At 60.1% G+C, this 23,269-nt stretch carries 19 protein-coding genes; 8 read left to right on the top strand and 11 right to left on the bottom strand.

What is annotated here, in order from left to right:
• The first annotated feature begins 139 nt into the window (after positions 1 to 139).
• Positions 140 to 2,191, top strand: coding sequence for an NAD(+) synthase (locus WGT02_RS17365; RefSeq protein ID WP_024316060.1), 2,052 nt, complete (start codon positions 140 to 142; stop codon positions 2,189 to 2,191).
• Between the two features lie 75 nt (positions 2,192 to 2,266).
• The gene (locus tag WGT02_RS17360; protein WP_072374287.1) at positions 2,267 to 2,476 is read left to right on the top strand and encodes a hypothetical protein; all 210 of its coding nucleotides are present in this window, start codon (positions 2,267 to 2,269) and stop codon (positions 2,474 to 2,476) included.
• 304 nt (positions 2,477 to 2,780) lie between these two features.
• On the opposite strand, the gene WGT02_RS17355 is transcribed toward WGT02_RS17360, so the two are convergent.
• Positions 2,781 to 3,683 (bottom strand): LysR family transcriptional regulator, encoded by a 903-nt coding sequence (locus WGT02_RS17355; RefSeq protein WP_208249813.1) that lies wholly within the window; start codon positions 3,681 to 3,683, stop codon positions 2,781 to 2,783.
• A gap of 470 nt (positions 3,684 to 4,153) precedes the next feature.
• Positions 4,154 to 5,083: a LysR family transcriptional regulator gene (locus WGT02_RS17350; RefSeq protein WP_024317337.1), complete on the bottom strand. Its 930-nt coding sequence runs from the start codon at positions 5,081 to 5,083 to the stop codon at positions 4,154 to 4,156.
• A 196-nt stretch (positions 5,084 to 5,279) separates the two neighbouring features.
• On the opposite strand from WGT02_RS17350, the gene WGT02_RS17345 reads away from it, so the two are divergent.
• The gene (locus WGT02_RS17345) at positions 5,280 to 5,744 is read left to right on the top strand and encodes an Rrf2 family transcriptional regulator (RefSeq protein WP_024317336.1); all 465 of its coding nucleotides are present in this window, start codon (positions 5,280 to 5,282) and stop codon (positions 5,742 to 5,744) included.
• A gap of 4 nt (positions 5,745 to 5,748) precedes the next feature.
• Here WGT02_RS17345 and WGT02_RS17340 read toward each other — a convergent pair whose 3' ends face one another.
• Entirely contained in the window at positions 5,749 to 6,852 is a 1,104-nt protein-coding gene (locus tag WGT02_RS17340) for a monooxygenase (RefSeq protein ID WP_208249815.1), read from the bottom strand.
• Positions 6,853 to 7,011: 159 nt separating this feature from the next.
• Here WGT02_RS17340 and WGT02_RS17335 point away from each other — a divergent pair, with 159 nt between their 5' ends.
• Positions 7,012 to 7,749, top strand: coding sequence for a metallophosphoesterase (locus WGT02_RS17335; RefSeq protein WP_024317334.1), 738 nt, complete (start codon positions 7,012 to 7,014; stop codon positions 7,747 to 7,749).
• Here WGT02_RS17335 and WGT02_RS17330 read toward each other — a convergent pair whose 3' ends face one another.
• The 6 genes from WGT02_RS17330 to WGT02_RS17305 all read right to left on the bottom strand — a co-directional run bounded on the left by WGT02_RS17330 (position 7,750) and on the right by WGT02_RS17305 (position 16,219).
• Complete coding sequence (locus tag WGT02_RS17330; protein ID WP_024317333.1) at positions 7,750 to 10,107, bottom strand: polysaccharide biosynthesis tyrosine autokinase; 2,358 nt, start codon at positions 10,105 to 10,107, stop codon at positions 7,750 to 7,752.
• A 4-nt stretch (positions 10,108 to 10,111) separates the two neighbouring features.
• Positions 10,112 to 11,119, bottom strand: a complete 1,008-nt coding sequence (locus tag WGT02_RS17325) for a glycosyltransferase family 2 protein (protein ID WP_208249816.1) — start codon at positions 11,117 to 11,119, stop codon at positions 10,112 to 10,114.
• Positions 11,116 to 12,042 (bottom strand): glycosyltransferase family 2 protein, encoded by a 927-nt coding sequence (locus WGT02_RS17320; RefSeq protein WP_024317331.1) that lies wholly within the window; start codon positions 12,040 to 12,042, stop codon positions 11,116 to 11,118. Before WGT02_RS17320 ends, WGT02_RS17325 begins: the two co-directional genes overlap by 4 nt.
• Positions 12,039 to 13,037, bottom strand: coding sequence for a glycosyltransferase family 2 protein (locus WGT02_RS17315; protein ID WP_024317330.1), 999 nt, complete (start codon positions 13,035 to 13,037; stop codon positions 12,039 to 12,041). The genes WGT02_RS17320 and WGT02_RS17315 overlap by 4 nt, the downstream gene beginning before the upstream one ends.
• A 1,265-nt stretch (positions 13,038 to 14,302) precedes the next feature.
• A complete protein-coding gene (locus WGT02_RS17310) occupies positions 14,303 to 15,097 on the bottom strand; it encodes a glycoside hydrolase family 16 protein (RefSeq protein ID WP_208249817.1) in 795 nt (264 codons plus the stop codon).
• A 3-nt stretch (positions 15,098 to 15,100) separates the two neighbouring features.
• Complete coding sequence (locus WGT02_RS17305; RefSeq protein WP_024317328.1) at positions 15,101 to 16,219, bottom strand: acyltransferase; 1,119 nt, start codon at positions 16,217 to 16,219, stop codon at positions 15,101 to 15,103.
• A 546-nt stretch (positions 16,220 to 16,765) separates the two neighbouring features.
• Here WGT02_RS17305 and WGT02_RS17300 point away from each other — a divergent pair.
• On the top strand, positions 16,766 to 17,725 hold the full coding sequence (locus WGT02_RS17300) for a glycosyltransferase family 2 protein (RefSeq protein WP_208249818.1): 960 nt from the start codon (positions 16,766 to 16,768) through the stop codon (positions 17,723 to 17,725).
• An 11-nt stretch (positions 17,726 to 17,736) separates the two neighbouring features.
• Here the strand turns inward: WGT02_RS17300 and WGT02_RS17295 are convergent, their stop codons facing one another.
• Positions 17,737 to 18,738, bottom strand: coding sequence for a glycosyltransferase family 2 protein (locus WGT02_RS17295; protein ID WP_024317325.1), 1,002 nt, complete (start codon positions 18,736 to 18,738; stop codon positions 17,737 to 17,739).
• 135 nt (positions 18,739 to 18,873) lie between these two features.
• Positions 18,874 to 19,140 (bottom strand): exopolysaccharide production repressor protein, encoded by a 267-nt coding sequence (locus tag WGT02_RS17290; RefSeq protein WP_024317324.1) that lies wholly within the window; start codon positions 19,138 to 19,140, stop codon positions 18,874 to 18,876.
• Between the two features lie 793 nt (positions 19,141 to 19,933).
• On the opposite strand from WGT02_RS17290, the gene WGT02_RS17285 reads away from it, so the two are divergent.
• The 3 genes from WGT02_RS17285 (at position 19,934) to WGT02_RS17275 (ending at position 23,236) form a co-directional block, all read left to right on the top strand.
• The gene (locus WGT02_RS17285) at positions 19,934 to 20,614 is read left to right on the top strand and encodes a sugar transferase (protein WP_024317323.1); all 681 of its coding nucleotides are present in this window, start codon (positions 19,934 to 19,936) and stop codon (positions 20,612 to 20,614) included.
• Positions 20,615 to 20,688: 74 nt separating this feature from the next.
• Positions 20,689 to 21,960, top strand: coding sequence for a polysaccharide biosynthesis/export family protein (locus tag WGT02_RS17280; RefSeq protein WP_024317322.1), 1,272 nt, complete (start codon positions 20,689 to 20,691; stop codon positions 21,958 to 21,960).
• 10 nt (positions 21,961 to 21,970) lie between these two features.
• Positions 21,971 to 23,236, top strand: a complete 1,266-nt coding sequence (locus WGT02_RS17275) for an O-antigen ligase (protein ID WP_024317321.1) — start codon at positions 21,971 to 21,973, stop codon at positions 23,234 to 23,236.
• Positions 23,237 to 23,269 lie beyond the last annotated feature (33 nt).

The following is a 23,269-nucleotide window of genomic DNA, read 5'->3' as shown; positions in this document are numbered from 1 at the left end:
TCCTTCATTTTACAGGATACTGTTTGCAGCTTGCATGAGCGACATCGAATAAGGCTGTTCGCAGTGCGAGATCAGGTTTTGCCCGGAGGCATTTGGATGTAATGGTCAGTCATCAAGCGCTTGGCTGCTGGAGGCATTGGTGAATTTCTATTCGATTTATGATCAAGGTTTTGTCCGCGTAGCGGCCTGCACGCCGAATTGCGAGATCGGCGATCCGGACTTCAACGCGCAGGCAACATTGGAACTGGCGCGGCAGGGACATGCCGAGGGCGCTGGCCTGATGGTATTTCCCGAACTCGGAATCTCCAGCTACTCCATCGACGACCTGCTGGGGCAGGACGCGCTTCTCAAGGGCGTCGATGCTGCGATCGCGGAGATTGTCCGGGCAAGCCGCGATCTCACGCCGGTTCTTCTTGTCGGCGCGCCGCTGCAGAACGGCGGGCGGCTCTACAATTGCGCGGTCGCCATTCATGCTGGTCGCATCCTCGGCGTCGTTCCGAAGATGCATCTCCCGAACTATCGCGAGTTCTACGAGAAACGCTGGTTCGCGTCTGGGCGAGGCGTGCGCGGCGACAGCATTCGTGTGGCCGGCGAGACGGTACCGTTCGGAACAGACCTCATCTTCGCAGCCGAAGATATGGAAGATTTCGTTTTTCACATCGAGATCTGCGAAGATCTCTGGGCGCCGGCGGCGCCGAGCGATTTCGGCGCGCTGGCGGGTGCGCTGATCCTCGCCAACCTTTCGGCCAGCAACATAACGGTCGGAAAGGCCGACACCCGTAAGCTTCTGTGCTCGGCACAGTCGGCGCGTAGCCTGTCGGCCTATGTCTATTCGGCCGCCGGCCCTGGCGAATCGACGACGGATCTCGCGTGGGACGGTCAGGCTTGCATCTACGAGCTGGGCAGTCTGCTTGCCGAAACCGATCGTTTCCCGACGTCGTCGCAGATGTGCGTGGCAGATATCGATGTCGAGAGGCTGCGGCTCGAGCGGTTGCGAACAGGCACGTTCAATGATGCGGCCACGCTCAACCTCACGGCCGGGCACGAATTCCGGCGCGTAGCGTTCCAGTTCAAGAAGCCGAAAGGCGACATAGGCCTGAAGCGCGATGTTGCGCGCTTCCCCTTCGTGCCCGCTGATGAAAGCCGCCTCGATCAGGATTGCTACGAAACGTTCAACATCCAGGTGCAGGGGCTGATGAAGCGGCTGCGCTCGACCGGCATCAAGCGACTTTGCATCGGCATTTCGGGTGGTCTCGATTCCACCCATGCGCTGCTCGTCGCGGCGCGCGCCTTCGACCAGCTCGGCTGGCCGCGTTCGGACATCCTCTGCTTCACCATGCCGGGATTCGCGACGGGCGACGCCACCAAGTCGAACGCTTGGGCGCTGATGCGCAGCATGGGCGTCACGGCGGAGGAAGTGGACATCAGGCCACTGGCCCTGCAGTTGCTCAAGGATCTGAAGCATCCCTTCGGCAGCGGCAAGCCGGTCTACGATACGACCTTCGAAAACGTCCAGGCTGGTCTGCGCACGGACTTCCTGTTCCGCGCCGCAAACCACCGCAATGCGCTGGTGCTTGGTACCGGAGACCTGTCGGAAATTGGTCTCGGTTGGTCGACCTACGGGGTCGGCGACCAGATGAGCCACTACAACGTCAACGCATCGGTGCCGAAGACCCTGATCCAGCATCTGATCCGATGGGTGATCCGTTCCGGTGATTTCGATGCGGAAGCCAATGCGACATTGGAGAGCATTCTTGGCACGCTGATTTCGCCCGAACTGGTTCCCGCCGATGAGAACGGCGTCATGCAGAGCACGGAGGACAAGATCGGGCCATACGATCTGCACGACTTCGCCCTCTACTACACGACGCGTTTTGGCCTTCGCCCTTCGAAAATCGCCTTCCTTGCCTACAATGCCTGGCGGGATGCCGGGGCGGGCGTCTGGCCGCCGCATTTCCCCGCCGACAAGCGCCGCAGTTTCGATCTGCCCGTCATCAAGCACTGGATGGAGGTTTTCCTGTTCCGGTTCTTTACCATCAGCCAGTTCAAGCGGTCGGCATCGCCGAATGGCCCGAAAGTGACGTCGGGCGGTTCGCTGTCTCCGCGTGGCGATTGGCGTGCGCCATCCGACGGCAATGCACGGATATGGCTGAAGGAGTTGAAGACAAATGTCCCTGATGCAAAAGCCTAGGGCTGTCGACAGCGGCTTGCAAAAGCTGTTGGCCGCCGCAGATACCGTTATGTGAATGACAGTTAGCGGTAACACATGGAAGATGAACCTTGTCCATTCGAAGATCTCCCCCGCTACGAGATCCGTCAGGAGCCGCGTGGAGGGTGGACGATCGTCGACACCTTGACGTCCCTGCCTGCGGCAACGGACGGCAGGGATTTCGTCGGCCTCACCAAGAGAGATGCAGAGGACATTGCCCGCGAACTAAACCTCAGTGCCGCCCAGGGTCGCGATCCGCTGCTCTGATCTCCGGAACTCGCCGACAGCGGTCGCGTTTTGTTGCCAGAGGTGCAACGATGACCGCCAATGACAACAGGCCGGACGATCATTCTACCGATCGGCACACGGCCTACGACGCGCAGGAAAAAGCGCTGTCAAGGGAAGGGCGAAACCTTTCAGCCTGGGCATTGGTGCCGTCGTCTTCGTGGTGGCGATGGTCGTGTTGGCATTCAACGTCTGGACAGGCGGCGGGACCAGTCCCGCGCCGAAGGCGCCGGCAGGCGCCACGAGCCCCAATACCGTGCCGCCGCCGACGCAAAACACGAACTGACTACGTCATCCATTTCCGGTGCTCCGCAAAGCGCTCTGCGAGCAGGTCGATGAACAGGCGCACTTTCGTCGGCAAGTGACTGCGGTTCGGATAGACGGCGTTGACGCTGAACTCGACAGCGCGGTAGTCGGGCATCATCCGGACGAATCGTCCCGACGCGATGTCGTCGAACACAACGAAACTCGGCGCCAGGAAGATGCCCTGGCCCGTCGTCGTGAGGTGCCGTAGCGTCTCGGCGCTGTTCGATACGACGTTGCCACCGATCTTCACGCTCGCCTGGGCGCCATCGGCGCCTTCAAAGCGCCATTCGTCTCCATAGGGGTAATAGGTGTACTGAAGGCAGTTGTGGTTGGCCAAATCCGCCGGGACCTGCGGTATCGGATGGCTCTCAAGATAGCTTGGCGAACACACAAGGATGTGCCGCCAAGGCGTCAGCTTCCGGACAACGAGGCTCGAGTCCGGCGGCGGTATGGTGCGGATCACCAGATCATAACCTTCCTCGACCATATCGATCATCCGTTCCCCAATATTCATATCGAGGGCGATCGACGGGTAGAGCTCGAGATACTCGCTGACCACCGGCAGAAGGAAGCGGACGATGGCCGTGCTGGTATAGATCTTGAGGGTACCACGCGGCGTAGAGCTCAACGCTCCTGCGGTACTGTCGGCTTCCTCGAGATCGGCCAGGATCTGGGCCGAGCGTTCATAGTAATACTTGCCGGTTTCCGTGAGGCTGACCTTGCGCGTCGTGCGGTTGAGTAGCCTGACACCCAGCCTGTCCTCGAGGGACTGTACGTGGTTGCCGACCATCGTCACCGACATGTTGAGACGGCGTGCGGCCGCAGAGAAGCCGCCGCACTCCACCACGCGACCAAAGACTGTGAGGCTTGTCAGCCGGTCCATTGGGTTCTCCGATTATCCGCTCTGAGTTGATGATCCTTCCCGATTTGAGCAGATTATCAGAACGCACGTGACAGCGCATTGTCCATCTCATCGAATTTGACCTCGCGTGGCGAGGCAAGTCACAGGAGAAGGACAATGGTCGAATTTCCCCGCAAGGAAGCATTCGAGGTCGCCGGGGAAGCCGAGTGACCCGACGCGACCACCCCAGCAGCACGTCGGCATTGATCGCCGCCAGGGACATTCTGCGAGAGGTCGATCGGTTCCAGCCGTCGCCTCGACTTCACGCTGATCGGCCCCGACGTCACTCGCGTCAGCCGCATCCAGACAACGTGCGGAGATCTTCGCGTTCGGCTCCTGATGTCCGACGCGCTCCCGAAAGAGGCGCAGGCCGAAGCCGTCTCGGCCGGCTGGCACACACTCAACGGGTTTCCGCAGAAGGTGGCACTTTTTCGCTCGCCGGAGGCATGAACCTAGCCAAGGCTCCCGGCAAAACGCTCGGCCAAACGGTCCTTCTGGAAGCGATCGGTGATGAAGTCGATGAAGGCGCGGGTCTTTGCCGGCAGCAATGTTCGATTTGCGTAGTAGAGCGAAATTGGCCCGGCATCGGCATACCAGTTCGGAACCAGACGCACGAGTTCGCCACGTTGAAGAAAGGGCAGGGCATCTGCGGTTGCAATCATCGCGACGCCGAGGCCGAGCAGGGCAAGCTGACACATGGCCACGGGATCGTTGACGACGACCTTTTCCGGTAACGCTGCAGGCATCTCATCGCCGGCGACGTTGCGCATCGCCCAGTGACGGAGACGGCCGGTGCGGCTGGACCGCATAACGATGCCGTCGAGCACGGAGAGCCCGGCTGGATCAAATGGCGGAACGTGGCCCTTCATGTATGCAGGGGAGGCGACAGCAACGAGATGAGCGGGGGCAAGCGTTCGGGCGATGACACCGGGCGTTAGTTCGAAGCCGCCGCCGATCGCGGCATCATAGCCTTCGGAAATGAGATCGACCTGGCGGTTCTCGAACATCCATTCCGGCTTCACAAGCGGATAGCGTTCCAGGAAATCCGGCAGCAACGGCAGGACATAGCCGGTGCCAAAGGCCGGGCTCATGCTGACCTTGAGGACGCCGGACGGTTCGCCTCGATCGGTCGCCACGGCGGCAATGGCACTCTGCAGGTTTGCCAGATCATCGCGGATGGCGGCGAAGAAGCGTTCGCCCGCCTCGGTCAACGTGAGCTTGCGCGTACTGCGCTGAAACAGGCGAACACCGAGATTGGCCTCGAGCATCGCGACATTGCGACTGACGGCCGCGGGCGTGACGGAAAGGCGGCGCGCTGCAGCGGAAAATCCACCGAGTTCGGCGCTGCGGACAAAGGACTCCAGATTTGCCAGCGTTTCCATCGGATTTTCAACGGTTGCTTGAAACCAGGAAAGACTATTGTGCGGTGAAGTCGGGCGCAACCACCCGAGGTGTCTGTGGGCAAGCCGAAGTCGAATATAAACTATATAAATAATAGCTATTTCTTGTGTGTTCACGGTTTTGGCGTTATTTGCTGGATAATGGGGACGGAGTACCGGGGGCTTAAGGCAACAGAAAATGCTGACGAAAAAGGGAAAGTATGGGTTGAAGGCGCTGGTTGACTTGGCGCGGCTCGCGCCCGGTGAAACGGCCTTCATCAACGACGTTGCCTCGCGCAACAATATTCCGAAGAAATTCCTCGATACGATTCTTCTGGAATTGCGAAATGTCGGCATTCTTCGATCGAAGAAAGGCCCGGGCGGCGGCTACTCGCTGTCGCGTCCGGCCTCCGAAATTCGCATCGGTCATGTTATCCGCACACTCGACGGCCCCTTGGCACCTATTCGATGTGCCAGCCGCACGGCTTTCGAAGCCTGCGACGACTGTTCCGATCCCGAAAACTGTCAGGTGCGGCGCTCCATGACCGAGGTCCGGGACGCGATCGCCGATATTCTCGACAACATGACGCTCGAGCAATTCGTCGCATCCGGCAACAAGCTGGACGGTGCCGACGAGGAAGTCGCCATTTCTCTCGCCAATTGAGGCATCAGCCGTCGCCGAAATAATGCGCCGCGGCCGCCCGGTAGAGATCGTCGGCGGCCGCATCATTTGCGCGGATTCGTGCGTTTCTCCAATGCCGATCGAGATTCCGGCCGATGCTTGTCGCACCGTTACCGGACAGTTCGAACAGTGCGTTGGCGACGTCAAGCGCCGTCCTGCTTGCGGTGATGCTGGCGGCTGACGCGGAGAAGAAGGCAGCTTCGGTCCCGCCTGTCGAGGGGCTCACCTGCGCGAAGTCCAATTTGCCGCCCGCGCTTTCCAGGAGCGCAGCCGTCGCCTGCACGGAAAGTGCAAGTTTTCCAACCCCGGCCGAACGCGGCGCTTCCCGAAGACTGGCAAGGGCGGCTCGCGCGATGCCGAGGTCCGTCCCAGCATGGAGGAGGGCGGCCAGGGCCGAACTGGTCGTGTGAGGCTGGTGGCGATTATCCGCCACTGCTTCGCCGTTTCCGATGACGCCATTGGCAACTGCGGATCCGGCGCCGTTGGTCCTTTGCCCGAAACCATCCCAGTCATCGATGATCTGCAGCCCCGCGGTGTCGCAAGGCAGGTGGAAGCGGACCGCTTGCCCCTGCGTCTCGATCGCGTCGGCGGCGATCCAATCGGCAAACAGGATGCCGGGCACGCGCAAGCTTCGGCCGCTCAATTGATAGCGGACGCCAGAGGGGACCGCCGCGCCCGCTTCAGCAAAGGTTGCTGCCACGAAATGATCGCCGGCAAGGGCGCGAACGAAGAGGAGGGCCCTTCGCTCCTCGTTCGGTTCATTCCTGAGCTCTTCCAGCACGGTGAAGTGATGCTCGAGGCATTCCCCGATCGAAGAATCGCCTTCCGCGATGATGGCGACAATCTCGCCGAGGAGCGCATTGGCGACATCCAGCCCCTCATTCTCTGGTGGAACCGTCACGGCTGTCAGTCCTGACTGGAAAAGGGCGTCGAGCTCCGCACGAGGAAAGACGCGGTTGATGTCACGCTCGCTCGCCTGCAGCGCGAAGTCCGCAGCAAGCCGGCGCGCAGTGGCGATCGCCTCTTCCTCGCTTTCGATGCGGTGCGCGGCTGGTCTTGCCCGGTCGGCAAACCGCGATACGGTTCCCATTGCTCCTCCAATCAGTTGAGCCTCTAGGATTGATGGATCGCGGGTGCAATGATAAGGCGCGTTTTTCTACGAATGCACGAGCGATTGGATTTTATTGTCGCTTGATTGCACCAATGCGAAGCGTAGCGACGCTTCGATGCTCGCAATGAGAGGTTCAACATGCCTTCGACGGTCCGTGAGCGGCTGAAACTGGATCCCGGCGACATTCCGATCTACGCCATCGGTGACATTCATGGCAGGCATGACTTGCTGCAGAAGGCAGAGCAGGCAATCGTCGAGGATGCCGCCGCCATTGCAGGGCGCAAGCTGATCATCACGCTCGGCGATTACATCGATCGCGGGCCGTCATCAGCACAAGTCATCTCCCACCTGATGGGGCCGCCTCCCGAGAATTTCGACCGCATCTGCCTGACCGGGAACCATGAGATTACGATGCTCGACTATCTCGACGGTCTGGTCTCCTTTTCCGATTGGATGCGAATGGGGTCGGATGCGCTGCTGCGCTCCTATGGCCTCGACGCAGAGCAGTTGCCGCTGGTTTTTTCGACCGCAGCAAAGCTTGATGGCTTCATCAGGCAATCAATACCGAAGCCGCATGTGGATTTCCTGCGCTCCCTGCCGATTTTCGTCGATACGCCTAGCGTGCTCTTCGTGCACGCCGGTATTGATCCGATGCTGCCGATCGAGGCGCAAAGTGACGAGGATCTCGTCTTCATCCGTCATCGCTTTTTCGAGAGCCGTCGGCCGCTGCCGAAGGTAATCGTCCACGGCCATACGCCGAACGACGAGCCTGAGGTCCTGCCGAAGAGGCTGAACCTCGACACTGGCGCCTTCCACAGCGGCAAACTCACGGTTGCCAGGCTGTGGAAGGGGCGTGTGCATCTTTTCCAGACGTGATCAGGCGCCGGCTTTTGCTGGCTCCCGCTTCTTTGGCGTCTCTTCCGTGTAGTAGCTCACATATTTATGGCGGTAGCGTTCCGTGCCGCCGAAGTTGGTGAACTTGCCGAGCTCGGTCATGTCGGTCTTGTTGAGGATCACGCCGAGAATCTTGGACTTGATCTGCGGCTCGGCATTCAGAAGGTCGCGCACGACGGATGTCGGCGTCGAGCCCCATTCGGTCACAAACAGGAAGCCATCGACCTGTGGGGCAAATGCCTTGGCGTCGATGACGGGGCCGAGCGGCGCAAGGTCGACGACGATGTAGTCGAACATCTTGCGGGCATTTTCCATGAGGTTGAACATGCCCTGCGAAGCAAGCAGCTCGCTGGTGTGCATGAGGTGATCGTTCGGCAGAACCGGGAGGATTGCCAGCTTCGTCACAGGATCGACCTTGACGGCACTTGCCCACGGAACCTCACCAAGAACCGCCTCGACGAGCCCCTGCTTTGGCGGTGTCTTCAGCATGCGCGTCAGGCCGGGGTTGCGAAGGTCGGCGTCGATGAGCAGCGTGCGCTTGCCGCTGGAGGCGAGGAGCGCCGCGAAGTTGGCGGCCGTGGTCGACTTGCCTTCTCCCGGCATCGCCGAGACGACGCCGATAACGCGGTCCGATTTGCCCTGGAACATGACGTCGCTCGCGAGCTTCGCATTGCGCAGGGTTTCGGCGAAGATCGAGCGCGGTGCTTCGAGGACAACACGCATGATGCGTTCGAAGGTCGCGCCGGAATCGGCTGCCGCTTCGGCAGGGTCCAGCGGAGGATTGGCACGGGGCCGGAAGAGCTTGCCCTCCCGCGGCGGCTTGCCGATCAGCGGCAGATAGCCGAGGAATTTGAGGCCAAGGATCGTCCTGACGTCGCCCTCGACGCGGAAGAAGCGTTCGCGGAATTCCTGGAATGCCGTGAGCGCGCCGCCGGCCATCAGGCCGAGAACGATGGCAAGGCCAAGCGTCATGGTCTTTTTCGGGCTGGACGGCGAGACCGGCACGCCTGCCTCAGAGATCACGCGAGCCTTGGCAATGGGGAAGGACTGTTGCTGCGAGGCCTCCTCGTACTTGCCGAGGTAGGATTCGTAGAGTGTCTTCAAGGCGGTTGCCCGTTGCTCGAGATCGTTGAGCTGGACGATCGACCTGTCGGCTTCCGAATTCTTGCCTGTCAGATGTTCGATGTTCTGGCGGAGCGAGGCTTCCCGTGAGCGGGCGACTTCGAACTCGTTGCGGTAACTGGACGTCAACTGCTGGAGTTCCTGATAGATCTGGCGGGTCAGGTCCTGCTTTTCGGCACGCAGAGCGACGGCTTGCGGGTGGTCTTCGCCGAAGTTTGTCGTGACCTCCTGCTCGCGCTTGTTCACCGAGATGTAACGGGTGCGCAGATCCTGGATCACCGTATTGTCCGTCTGGCCGGACGAGATTGCCGCGTTGTTGACGGCGCTGTCGGGACCAAGATCAACGATCGACTTGAATTGGTTGTAGCGGGCCGAAGCGCTGGCACTGTCTGCCTGGGCGACGATCAACTGCTTGTTGAGGTCGGCAAGCTGCTGTTCGGACATCAGCTCACCATTGGCCGATGTCAGCCCGTTCGCAGACTTGAACTTCGCCACATCGAGGGCTGCCTGCTGCGACCGCTCGCGAAGATCGGCGAGACGCTGCTGCAGCCAGACCGAGGCGCTTTCCGTCGCGTCGAAGTTGGCATTCAACTGATCGTTCAGATAAGCGTTCGCGTAAGCCTTCGTGATCCGCGCGGCGAGGAGCTTGTCGGTCGAACGGAACGAAACCGCCAGAACAGAGCTGCGGTTGACACGGGATACAGCCACCGCGTCCTGCAGCAAAGCGGCCGCCTTCTGGCGGCGGGCGTTGCGAGCATCGTCTTCCGCAGCCGGCGGCCCGCCAGGTGCCAATGCGCTCACAATCAGCTTCATCCCGGACTTGATCAGCGCGGCCGGCGACTGCGCAGGATCGAGGATTGTTTCGTTATCCTGAAGCTTCTCGGCATCGACCACGCGAAGCGCGAGCTCGTTCGACTTCAGGATTTCGACGGCGCTGGCGATCTGCATGTCGACCTGCTGTGCGCTGGCCGCCGGCGTCGGATCCTGCGCGTATTTCGCAATATCGTCGTCGAGCAGGATCTGCGTCATCGACGTGTACTGCGCTGTGGCGAAGAGCAGATAGACAACAGCGAGCGTCACTGTCGCAGCAACGCAGAGCGCCACCGACCCGGCGCGGCGAATGACAATGGCGATCAGGCGATCGATGTCGATGAATGAATCGGAATCGTCGGCCGCTTTGGGCAGAGAACTGTGCAAGGTCAGGTTCCGTTGGTTCATGGCTCTATCCTTTGCGGGAGCGGGTCACGCCATCGATGGCTGTGAGGTCGGTCCGCGGGCTGATCAGTTGGCGAAGCGGCGCGAGCGCGCGATGGATCCGAATGGCGATCGGCATCCTGAGATGCGCCACCGCCGACGGATTGCTCCAGGCCGTCTTGATCGCTCCGGAGATCGACCGGTCTTTGATGTTCTGTACGAGGATGAGGAAGGCGCGACCTCGGCGGAGGCTTCGTTCGCGAAACTCCTGTGCGGCCGCCGCCTCCGCATCCAGCGTGTAATCTCGAAGGAAGCTCTTATCGCCCTCGATCATGGCGTCGATGTGATGAAGGGCAAGAACGCGTGAAATCGATCCCTCACGGATCTGATAATCGTAGCCGGGGATTGGCTCGATCACGCAGCGCCCACCAAGCGCCATGGCCGAGGCGAGGAACAGATAATCCTCGCCGACTTTCAAAGCTTCATTGAAACGAAGCCCATGTCGTTCGATGAAAGCGTGCTGAAAGATTGGCTTGAGATAACCAAAGTTATGCGTTGTCTGAAACAGGGCATTCGATCGTATGAATACGGGAAGCGTCAACTCGGGCGTTTCCGCCAGCGATTGTTCGGTAAACATGGTCTCCGGCGGCGTGCCGTCGGCGCGAATGACGCGGAGATTGTCGACGGCGATCTGAGCACCAGCCTTCTCGGCGCGCCCGATCATGCGCCGTAGTCGGTCCGGTTCGACGGTGTCGTCGGAATCAAGCACGGCAAGCCAGCGGCCGGTCGCAGCCGACAGGGCCTCGTTGCGCGCTGCCGCAGGCCCGCCGTTGCGGGCAAGCGCCAGCAGCTTCACGTTTCTGTCGGCGTAGCTCGCCGCAATGGCTCTCGTCTCGTCCGTCGAGCAGTCATCGGCGACGATCACCTCGACCGAAACGCCCCTTTGTGCAAGCGCGCTATCGATCGCCTTGGCGAGCGTCCCCGCCGCATTGTACGCGGCGACGATGAAGCTGACGTCGGGCTGGGTTTGCGTCATGCGGCCTCCGCCGTTCCATACTGACGGATTTCACGAACGCCCAACAGGCCGCTGACGACCCCGGTATGCATGAGGCCGCGAAGGGCGTAGCGATACCGAGGAATCGGCGAAAAGATGCAAGCAAGCGCCGCGGCATAGCAGAAGACTGCCTTGGCGACGGCAAGGCCGATCTGCTTTAGCCGCTGCAAGCCGGTGTTCTGCTCCTGGAGCAGCCGCCCATGTGTCTGACCGAAGCGGAAGCGGCGCTTGGCAAGCCAGGACAAGCCAGCGCGGCTTTCGGTCACCGGTTCGTAGACATAAGCCTCGGGCGCAAAGGCGATCCCGCCGCCTTCGGCATGCATGTGGCTGAAAAATTCGGTGTCCTCGCCACCGGTGCGTCCAAGCGCCAGGTTGAAGCGACGCCCGGCCACATGGGGCGAATCGAGGCGAAGGAGGACGTTGCAGGTGTAACCGGTGCGGATTTCGCCGCCGACCCAGACCGGCAGGGTCGAGTGGAAGTCACCCTCGCGCATCCAATTCGGCGCCGTGGAGGAATAGACGCTGCGCACAGGGCCAAGCACGGCATCCGCCTTGGTCTTCCTGGCCGCGGCAAGCAATTCCACCAGCCACTCCTCGCTGGCGTCCTCATCGTCGTCGATGAAGGCCAGGAAGTCGCCGGTCGCATTGTCCAGGCATGCGTTGCGGGCAATAGAGATGTTCGATGCCGGGCAGTGCACATAGGCAATCTCATGCGGAATGGTCGCGCGAAGCGCATCGATCCGTTCCCTCGCACTTGCAACCTTGTCGTTGTCGGCCACGATGATGCGCAGCTTTGCTCCTTCCGGGACGGCCAGGACCGCAAGCGAAAGCAGCGCTTCGTCAAGCGAAGCGCGGCGGTAGGTGCAAACGCCGATATCGATCTGCATGGGTTTCACATCGTTCATGAGGAGACCTTTCTGCCGCGGAAGCTCAGAAGCTCCATCCAGAAACCGGCTGACCAGGCGAAGTGCATCACCATTGCCGAAACAGCAGCGAGCGGGCCGTACGGGTTCCTGTGGCCGATGGCCATCCAGAAGCCGTAACCGACGCACGCGACGGCCCAGAGGCTGAACGGGATGACGGCCGCCCAGTTCAGAACGGCGAGAAACGCGCCGATGAAGACAGGCACGACGAGCAGCGGAAGCATCTGCCGAAGATTGGGCATGCTGCCGTGCTTGAGAATGTTCTTCGCCCGACCCCGACCATAACCGAGGTATTGGCGAAACAGCGTCGAGATGGTCGAGCGCGGATAGTAGGTCATCCGGGTCTTGTCGGTCATCCAGATACCGAAGCCGCCCTGCTTCAGGCGGTAGTCGAGTTCCGCATCCTCGTTATGGCTGAAGGTCTCGTCATAGCCGCCCACGGCATCGAAGGCTGCGATGCGCATCAGTGCGTGGTGGCCGTGATTGGTCCAATGACCCTTTGCGCCTTCGCGATGCTTGGAGCCGCCGTTCCCGAGCTTGGAGTTCTGAGCAAAGGCCGTTGCCTTCTGGAAGACGCCGAAGCCAACGGTTTCCATTGCGACCACGACGGAGTCCGCCTGGGTCAGCACCGCCTCCTGCACAAGGCGACGGCAGTAGTCGGCTGGGTAGTCGCCGTGCGCGTCGATGCGGATCAGGTAGTCGTAGTCACGGCCAAAGGTCTGGACAGCGAGATTGATCGCCGCGCTCTGGATCCGCCGCGGATTGTGCAGCAGCACGACGCGCGGATCGGTGGTGCTGATGCGAGCCACGATTTCGCGTGTCGCGTCCGTACTGCCGCCGTCGGCGACAACGATCCGGGCATTCATGTGATCGAGCTCGAGGCTCAATTTGGCGAGCAGAGCCTCGATGTGCTTCTCTTCGTTCAGGCAGGGAATGATGATGAGACTGGAGACGCTGGCACCGGCATCAGACTTCATGGGTGTCCACCCTTCTGGAGATACGCTTGTGGGAACAGTTGCCCCGGCGCCGCCCCTCTTTGCGGCTGTCGGAACAAGGCGGGAAAGGTTTGCGACGAGCGCAGCGCAATCGCTGCGGTCGGCAAGCCAGGTCTTGCGATCCTTGGCGGCGACGGCCTCGCTCAACGCGCGGTAACGGTCGCCGGTCATGCTTTCGAACAGGTGCTCGAGCTGCGAAAGCCTCGCTTCCGGAAGCGCAAGGCCGATGTCGCGGGCCTCAAGGAAGCGTGCCGTCTCCGTGCCTTGCAGCGCGATCGGGACGGCGCCGTAGAGGCAGCCCTCATAGAGCCGGTTTGGCAGGAGCCAGCTCGAATTGAGGCCCTCCTCGAAGAAATCGATGGCCCAGGAGAAATGGACGTCGGCGTAGATCGCCCGCAAATCTTCCGGGTTGCGATAGGCGCCTTCGAAACGAAGGTAAGGCTCGTCGCGCACGAAGGTGTCGAAATCCTCGAATTCAGCGTAGGCGGGGCGGCCGCGCAGGACGATCTCGACCCTGCCTTCCATGCGACGGGAGAAATCGGCAAGCAGGCCGAGCGACTTGCGGCAACGAAGCGCGCCGAACCAGCCAATCTTCCATGGCTCTCCGGGCTGCTTCAGCGGGCGGCCGAATGCCGGCTCGATGGCTGCCTCGTCGAGGGCAATCACCTTGTTCTCGATCAGAAGGGTCTCCGCTTTGATGCCCGATCGGGGGCTGAAATAGTTCTCTATGAAGGCCGGAGAGCTCGTCAGGATCAGCTTCGCATCCTTGCCGAAATGCGCCTCGGCACGCCGGATCGCAGTCCCCACCAGATCGTCGCGCAGCAAAAGGCGATGGATGTCCAAGCATTCGTAGACAACGGGAACGCTGCCACCGAAAAGCGCGTTGGCCCTGTGCGCGACGGCCAGCGCTTCCAGATTGCGCCCGATGATGAGATCCGGCGTCTCCACGTTCTTCAACAGTGCCTTGAGACCGGCCACGGCTTTTGCGACGGCGCCCATGCGCTGCGCAAACTTGGCATCGGTCGTACGGCCAAGCTCGATCGGCGTGACCCCCTGCACTTCGGCAAGCCGGTTCTCTCCGCGGCGAAAACCGGCGAGCACGACGTCGGCGCCCCCCTCGCGCAGCATCAGCATCCGCCGCCGTACGGCAGGGTCTGCCAGATCATGCACGAGGTAGAGCACTTTGAGCATCGACGTTCCTTTTTGGGTGCCGGCTTCCGCCGCGCTTGTTGTCTGCAGGATGCTGGTCAGTTGAGCGTGCATGCGATCGATTCAGGGAACTGGCATTTGTCACCGAGCGCGGTGAAAGCAACGCGATCGACGCTGAGAACGGCTGGCTTCGTGTAGTCAAAACGCCCCATCCAGTTCGAGAGCGTGTCCGAACCCCATAGGCTGAAGAAGATCTTCTGCGGGTTGGACGGTATCTTCGACGGATCGGTAACGTCTTGGACAAGCTTGCCGTTCAGGTAGTAGCGCAGGCGATCCTTTTCCCAGATGATGGCATAATCGTTGAAGCCCTCGTCGGCCTTGCTGCCGACAGGAACGAGCTTCTCGTTATCGCCCTTGGCCTGCACGTACTGGTTCACCTGCACTTCGCCGGTGTTCTTTCCCAGCACTTCGAAGTCGATCTCGTCGTGCTTCTGCTTGTCGGCAGGCCCGATGTAGGTGAAGAAGGCGGAATTCAATCCGGAGCCCGTACCGGCCTTGATACGCGCTTCATAGGTGCCGTAGCTGTAGCGCTTGGTCGTCTGGATCTCGCCACACAAGTAGTTGCGGTCCTTGGACTTTCCGTCCGCGAACGAGAGCTGCAGGGCGCCATCTTCTACCTTCACCTGGTTTTTCGACCAGGTGCAGTTCTGATGGGCGCCGTTGTTCCAGCCATCCGACACGTACCAGAAGCCGCGGTTGATCTTGTCGAAGTCATCCACAAAGGACTTTCCGGGTGCCTGTTGTGCCGAAGCCGGCAGCGCCGAAACGCAGGCTGCCGTGATGGTCAGAAGGCTCAGGCAAAGTTTTCGCGCATGGGCGATTTGGGTCGTCATGTGTCACCTTTGCTGTGTAACGAGTTTGGGAGAGATGTCGTGGGGCGACGTCGGCGTCGCGGACCGTTTGGTTCGGCTGCCCGTCAGAATTGCGTAGATGCGTGGGAAATTCCTCCGGCACAGTCCGTTCGAAAAGGCGAGGAGCGGAAACAAAAGGGCGAAAGACAGGACGAAGAAGAGTGGATAGAAGCTCACATCCGTCTTGCCCCACAGGATCCACAGAAAGATGAGCAGCGGGTAATGGGCGCAAAAGATCCAGAAGCTCAGGCTTCCGGTCTTCGCAAGCCGTTGACCGAGTTGCGTCTTGATCAGCGGAGCCGACAGCAGCCAGAAGCCGAGCGCGCCGACGATTGCTAGCGCATTGCGGAAGAATTGCACCCAGTCCGGCAGGGAAGGGCCGGTGTAGAAGATGGCCGTCGCCAGAAGTGCCGAGGCGGCGAGCAGCAGGAAGACGCCAAGGGCGGCAAAGCGGTCGAGCGCCTTCAGGTCGAACTGCTGCAGGGCAATAAAGATGCCGAGACTGAAGCTGAAGAGGATCGAGCGCTTCAAAACGATGTAGATCGACAGCTCCGGAATCAGCGCGATTACCAGCAAGGCGGTCAGCGTCAAAATCGGAGCGCGGCTGATCAGCCACGCGAGGATCGGCGAAAGCAGGATGCAGACGAAGAGATCGCGGAGGAAATAGAGGGGCACGTTGGCCGGAAAATCCTCCACCGCCAGCACCTGCGTCATCAGATCGCGGCCGGATGCGGTCAGCGGGTCGGGCAGATAGCCGTCGCCAACGCCGAGGCTGGTGGCCAGGACGATCGCCGCGATAAACGCGCAGTTCCAAAGCAGGAACGGCAGGAACACCGTCTGCACCTTCGTGCGCACGGTTTTCTTGTAGCTGAAGTTTTCCTGTCCACTGCGAAACAGCAGATAGCCAGAGATCGCGCTCAGGCAGGGAACGCCCACCCGAAAGAGCGCCTCCGTCAGGAAAACCCGGATCCAGTCAAATGCGCCGTAGGTCCCGTCGTAGGGACTGCTGGCGGCGTCGAACGGTATATGGACGAACACAATGCCCGAAATGAGCACGATGCGCATCAGATTGATCCGTGACGATACGTTCGCATCAACATTCACGTTATCAGTCACCCCTTTTGGGCCGCACCTCCCCTTGCGACCGTTTTCAATCAGAGCAGACTCGAGCCCGCACGCCGAAGTTAGGGCGGATTCACGGAAGAAAATATGGCAGTGCAGCAAAAAGTGATCGGGGTCCCACTTCGTAACAGTCGTCCTGTCCTGGCTCAGTATGGGAAAAACCCTCTATATCGCTCTGCCCGAATCGTCCTGAACGTCAACGACAGCAGTGCATTTCATAACATGATGATATTCATCAATTTCTGGCTTTTTCCCTCGCCACGCAGGGCAAAAGTTTTTGTTGACTGGTGAACGATTGTTACAACGCGAGGCTGACGAACCGCTCCGATCGTGGCCGAATTGCGACCGGAGACCGGGCAGCCGTTTCGTTTCGATACGATGGCTCTGATCCGATCTACCAATCCGCTTTGACAAACTTCGGCCGAAATGAACGTCATCATTTTGCAGTGCAGCAGACTTGCTTGGCTTTCAATCACCCCTAGATGCGCTGGGGTGGAAACATCACTTCGCGTATCTCAAGGAGAGTATATGGCGGCCTTCACGATCATCATCCCGTTCTACCAGCGTCAGGACGGCATCCTCAGCCGCGCCCTGGCGTCGGTCTTCTCGCAAAGCTTCAAGGATGTTGATGTCATCGTCGTCGACGACCAGTCACCACGCTCTCCCGATGCGGATCTGGCTCGCCTGTCGGAAAAGGACAGGGCGCGCGTCACGGTGATCGCGCAGCCCAACGCTGGGCCAGGGGGAGCCAGAAACACCGGTCTCGATCATGTCCCGGAAGCGACGCGGTATGTTGCCTTTCTCGACTCCGACGACGTCTGGACACCCGATCATCTGGCGAATGCGGCCAACGCGATGGAAGCTTTCGGTGGCGACTGCTACTGGGCGTCGATCGAAGGGGGCGAGGAATTCGACTATCACTTCGGTATCGCCGCGCTCGTAAGAGAAGACGGGGCGCGGCGTCTGCTGGACAAGCCGCTGATCCTCGAGGTGCCGGATCTCGCCGGCGTCATGCTGAAGAACTGGGCCTTCCTGCACATGTCCTGCATGGTCATCGGCCGACCGCTGTTCGAAAAGGTGCGTTTCGATGCGGCCCTGCGATTGGCGGCCGAGGACGTCCTGTTCTTCTGCGATTGCATCATCGCGGCGAAACAGGTGCTGCTCTGTGCAGAGCCGGGAGCGCTGCGCGGGGAAGGCATCAACATCTTCCACGGTGTCGACAACGCCTCACCGGAGTTTCTCAAGCAGCAGTTCATCACCTGGATGGCACTCGACCTACTGGAGAGCCGCTTCTCGCGCCGACCGCAGGAGGTCGCGACGATCAAGGCGCACAAGAACACCGCGCGTAAGCAGGCGATCTGGAGCCAGATCGGGCTTCTGCGTCGTCGCAAGACGCCAGATTTCAGGTTGCTCGCACGCTGGGCAGCGCGCGATCCCCGGTTGCTTCAGAGCGCGCTGCAGCTGGCTGCCGGCAAGTTCTCGAGATAGTCGAACCCCGGCTACTTGGCCGGGGCGCTCAGAAGATATCGCAAGCCATTGCCCTGCGCGGTGACGGAGACGCCACCGGGATTGCGCATCCGCTCCGTCTTGTCCATCAGGATGCCTGCCGCGACAGACGGGAACGCCGCCGGGTGCGTTGCGATGTGGGCGATTGCTGCCAGCGGGCCTGATTGCGACTTGATGTCGAGGAACCGCCGCAGTTCATATTTGCCGCGCACATGGCGCTCATGCCGACGCACGGCTTCTGCGGCCTCTGGCGGCAATCTCGATGACGTCAGGAGCGCGCGATCGGCCTCGTAAAGGCGGCGAAGATCTTCGGTGCGGTGGGTGCCGCTGAGCGAATTTCCGCGCACGACAGCGCCGTAGCCGCAGCTGTGGATCACCTTGTAGCGCGCGCCGAGCGCCAGGGCGCGGATGTAGAGGTCGTAATCCTCTCCAAGCCGCATCTCCTCGCGGTAACGCAAGCCATGCTTGTCCAGGAAGGCCCGGCGCATGATCGGCTTGAGGAAGCCGATTTCGCCGCGGCGGACGCCACGCTTAGAAATGTTGCCATCGACAAAGGTGGGCAGGTCGAGGAAGAGCGGACTTTCGGCAAATTGCTGAAGCCGCTGGGGCGCCTGGCTCGCCGTATCGGCGTCGACGAACGCGATGTTGTCGGCAACAAACTCCCAGTCGTCTTCCGCGAGCATCCGGCCAAAGCGGCCATCGAAGAAGAAATCGTCCGCATCGAGGATTGCGATCAGGGGTGCCGAAGAGATGTCGATGGCGTGGTTACGGGCGGCGGACGGCCCTTTGTTCTGGTCGAATCTGACGACATTCAGCCTGCCGCTGGCGTCATCCGCACGTTTTGCAGCCTCTGCCGTGCCGTCGCTGGAGCCATCATCGACGACAACCACTTCGGCCACTTCCGGCTCCCGAAGGGCCGATCTAACGGCGGTTTCGATGGTGTCCGCTGCGTTCTTGGCAGCGATGATGACGCAAATGCTTGCGGTTTTTGCCACGCTTTACCTCCGTTGTTTCCCCCAACAACTAGGACGTCAAAATGTGGCGGACAACGGTCGGCTGTTCAAATGATGTTACGAACGCGGGCTGCTCTCGATGTTGGAGAGCCACGGCAGCGCCGCGAATCGCAACGCTTAGCGGTTGAACGGTTCAGAGCCGTTGAACGGCCTGACAGGCAGCTTTTCCGCCTCTTCGCGCTTCACTGCGGGGCGAATCGTGCGGCTCCGGGCTTCCTTCCAAACGAGGTATAGGATGCCGCCGAAGTAGCCGGTCTGAAGCAGGACGGCACAAATCGCCGTCTTGATCGCGGTGCCGGTCAGAGAACCGCTCAGCCAATACGTCGCAACAGCAAATACGGCCAATGCGCCGAGCATGCTGAAGATAACGCGAGGTGCATACATCGTCGCCTCCTCCATCGGAGCTTCGTTCAACGAACAATCATTGAAGACGAAAGCGCCACCAGGATCCTTCCTAGGATAAATGTTTTACAGGACTTCCTGTTTCAACTGAAGCTCTGGAGACGTTTTTTGCGTCTGCGAAATGGGTAGTACAGCGACGATCTTAAAGGTTTCTTCCGGCTATTGGTAAAAATGCCACGTGCTGCCACCGTTCCATCGGTTTCGCGAAAGATGATTAAAAAATATTACGCACATCTTTGGTTGCGCACAATTAGGCAATACACGTATCTATTAGTGCCACAATGTCGGTCATATGGGGTGGGTAAGAGCGGTTATGCGTTCAACTTTTATTACAAAGTTTTAAATTCAAACGGTTAGCTGTTGCAGTGCAAAATTGATGGTGCAATGCAATAAACGGGTTCTTTCGACAAATAGAATCCGCCGCTTTTCCAGAAGCCGCCAATGCAAACCACCAATTGTCAGCACCATGCCCGAAGGACCTAGACTTCAGTATCTTTGGTGCGCATAGCAATGGCCGAGACTTTTATTGGTACACGCAGAGATTATTTCCAGATCGCCAGAGAATTGTATAGCTGTTTCAGCAAAATCTTAAAAACAAAAAAGTTGAACGGCGGCTGTAAAAACACGTCGTAAAGCCTCGGTCTTAAAATTGTGGCTTAAAAAAACAAAATCACCTCATACACTTCGAATTCGTCAGCGCTGGCCAAGCGGCCTGAGCCTACCCGACCACCTGAGCCTACCCGACCAAACGGCAAACATAAGTGGAGTTACCTCTATGAAGTCTGCGACGAGATCGGACAGTTCGCCATTTTATGGCGTAGTTCATCAGAGCGTGTTTCCGCCGACTGGCGGGATCGCAAAACGGGCATTCGATATGTCCGCCGCCTGCCTCGGGCTCATCTTTCTGAGCCCGCTTTTTTTGATGGTGATGTTGCTTGTGAAGCTTTCCGACAGGGGGCCGATCTTCTACGGGCATCGCCGCATCGGCCATAATGGCCAAGAGTTCCGTTGCCTGAAGTTTCGGACAATGGTCACCAATGGTGACAAGGTTCTGCAGGAGTACCTGCGCAACAATCCGAAGGCCATGGAAGAGTGGCGTGCAACGCGCAAACTGCAGGACGACCCCCGGGTCACTGCCGTCGGTGCCGTTCTACGCAAGTTGAGTCTTGATGAGCTGCCCCAGCTCTTCAATATCATCCGCGGCGAAATGAGCGTCGTCGGTCCGCGTCCGGTCGTTCGAGACGAACTCGAAATGTACGAGAATGCGGCCGTCTATTATCTGCAGTCCCGCCCTGGCCTGACCGGCCTCTGGCAGATCAGCGGACGCAATGACGTTTCTTACGCAACCCGCGTCGCCTTCGACACGCACTATGTCGAAAACTGGTCGCTGGTTCGGGATGTCGTGATCATCGCACGCACAATCCCGGCGGTATGCGCTCAACGCGGCAGCTACTAAGCCGCATCTCAAACCCAAAGAGTACTGCGCGGCAACGCCTTGCGGCTTGTCGTGCTGAAACACGGGGAAGGTACATGGAAAAACGCTTTCTTGACGGCAGGGCCGGACGACGTCGCACGCTAAGATCCGGTATTGTTTTCGCAGCCGGATTTGGTGCTTTTCTGGCGTCGTCATCGCTTGCTGGCGCCGACGACTACCGTCTCGGCATCATGGACAAGCTGAAGATCCGGGTGGCCGAATGGCAGACCGCGGATGGCAGCATCCGCGACTGGTCGGTCGTCAGTGGGGACTACACGGTCGGGCCTTCAGGAAGCATTTCCCTGCCTTTCGTCGGCGATATGCCCGCATCGGGCAAAACGACGGACGCGATCGCCCAGGAGATCGGTTCGGCTCTGCAGAAGCAATTTGCTCTGAAGGACCGGCCGTCTGCCTCGGTGGAACTGTCGGAATTCCGGCCGGTTTATCTGTCAGGCGACGTCGAAAAGCCCGGCGAATACCCGTTTGCGCCCAATCTCACGGTCGTAAAGGCCGTGAGCCTTGCCGGCGGTCTGCGCCGTGCGGATGCCGGGCAACGGTTTGCGCGCGACTTCATCAACGCCAAGGGTGACGCTGTCGTCTACATGGCGGACCGTGCACGCCTGCTGGTGAAGCAGGCGCGGCTGCGCGCCGAGACCGCGAACCAGGATACGATCGAAATGCCGAAGGAGCTTCAGGACAAGCCGGAGGCCAAGGCCCTGCTTGACAGCGAAACAGCCCTCCTGAACACGCGCAAGAAGCGGTTGACGCTGCAACTTCAGGCGCTTGCTGACCTCAAGCAACTGCTGCAAAGCGAAGTCGAGACTCTTGCCAAGAAGACCGAAACGCAGACGCGGCAGCTGCAGCTGGCAACGGAGGATCGCGACAAGGTCGAGGATCTGGCAGAAAAGGGTCTTGCGCTCAGTGCCCGCAAGATGGCGGCCGAGCAGCGCGCTGCCGACACCGAGGCGACGCTCCTCGATATCGATACCAATTCGCTGAAGGCCAAGCAGGATATCAGCAAGGCCAATCAGGACGAGATCACGCTTCGGAACGACTGGGATGCGCAGCTTGCCCAGGAACTTCAGAATGCCGACGCCCAACTCGACGAACTCAATCTCAAGCTGAACACCAGCAACTCGCTGATGTCGGAAGCCTTGACGCAGTCGACTGATGCTGCACGCTTCGACACGACGAGCGGTGCTGCCAGCATCGCCTATTCGATCATCCGCGAGGTCGACGGGAAGGCGAAGGAGATTCCGGTTCAGGAAAACACAGCATTGCAGCCCGGCGACCTGATCAAGATCACCGCCGGATTGTACATGCGATAACGAGGCCGCAATGCGGATCGCAAAATCGGTGCTCATCCAGCCCGGCGGGAACGCGGCCTATGCCATCCCCGCCGTGGCGCTGTCGCTTTTTTGCTTCGCCTACTCGATCAAGTTCGGGCAGGCGGCGATCCTGCTTTACTATGCGCTCTGGCTGCCGCTCATCGCTGTGGACTACAAGAAGGTGCTCGGCAGCCATGGTCGCTACCTCTGGATCTATGCCTTTGCTGCAGTTGCCTTCCTGTCGGTCTTCTGGTCGGCGGTTCCCAGCATTTCGCTTCGCGCCAGCATCCAGTATCTGACGCAGGTCATCTGCGCCCTGATCGCGGTGCGGGTGCTCGATGTGAGAACCCTGACGGTGGGGATGGTCGCGGGCGTCGGGATCGTTCTCGTGTATTCGCTGCTGTTTGGCTACTACGAGTACGATCCGCTGGATGGCACCTTCAGTTTTGTGGGGGCCTTCGCCTCGAAGAACCAGCTTGGCTTCTATGCGTCGCTTGGCCTGATCGTCTCTTTTGCGGCTGTCTTCATCTTCGGTGAAAGACGCCTCTGGATGGCGGCGTCGGGCGTGGTCGGGCTGCTATCGGCCTACTGCCTCATCGCCTGCCAGTCTGCGACGTCGGTTTTGACGACAGCCGTCGTGATCGCCCTGATGATGGGGCTGCGCGTCGTCCTCGCCCTTGCCCCCGACCATCGCAAGCTGCTGGTGATCGGCGGCGGCGTCGCCGTGATCGTCCTCGCCGTTGCTGGTGTCTACTTGGGGGCGGTCGATGCCGTTCTCGGCATCTTCGGCAAGGATTCCACGCTGACCGGCCGCACCTATCTCTGGCAGCAGGGGATCGAGGCGGCCAAGCAGAACCCGGTATTGGGAATCGGCTACCAGGCCTATTGGGTCCAGGGCTTCTCCGAGCCGGAGCGGCTGTGGGAAGAGTTCTTCATCGGATCGCGCAGCGGCTTCCACTTCCACAACACCTACATCGAAACGGCCGTCGAGCTGGGGCTCACGGGCGTCATCGTTCTTGCCGTCATGTTGTTGCGGGTTCTGTGGGGGCACCTGCGCCGGGTCATCGAGGATTTCAGGAACGATGAATCCTATCTGCTGTTTTCGATCGCGGTGCTGCTGACGATCCGCTCCTTCGTCGAGATCGACATTCTGACCCCATACAACGTCGGAACGTTTCTTTTCTACTTTGCCGCCGGCAAGCTGGCGACAGCGCGCCGCCGACCGGCGGTGAGCTTATGGCAACGACAGACGTCGCCAGAGCCCGTCACTGAATAACGTCATTGCATTTTCGACCGGCCTGGACCGGTC

Source organism: Rhizobium sp. T1470 (genome assembly GCF_042140505.1).
In the GTDB taxonomy this organism is placed as follows: Bacteria; Pseudomonadota; Alphaproteobacteria; order Rhizobiales; family Rhizobiaceae; genus Rhizobium; species Rhizobium favelukesii.
The sequence above is the reverse complement of the archived record's forward strand: the minus strand, read 5'-3'. Positions and strand labels throughout refer to the sequence as shown.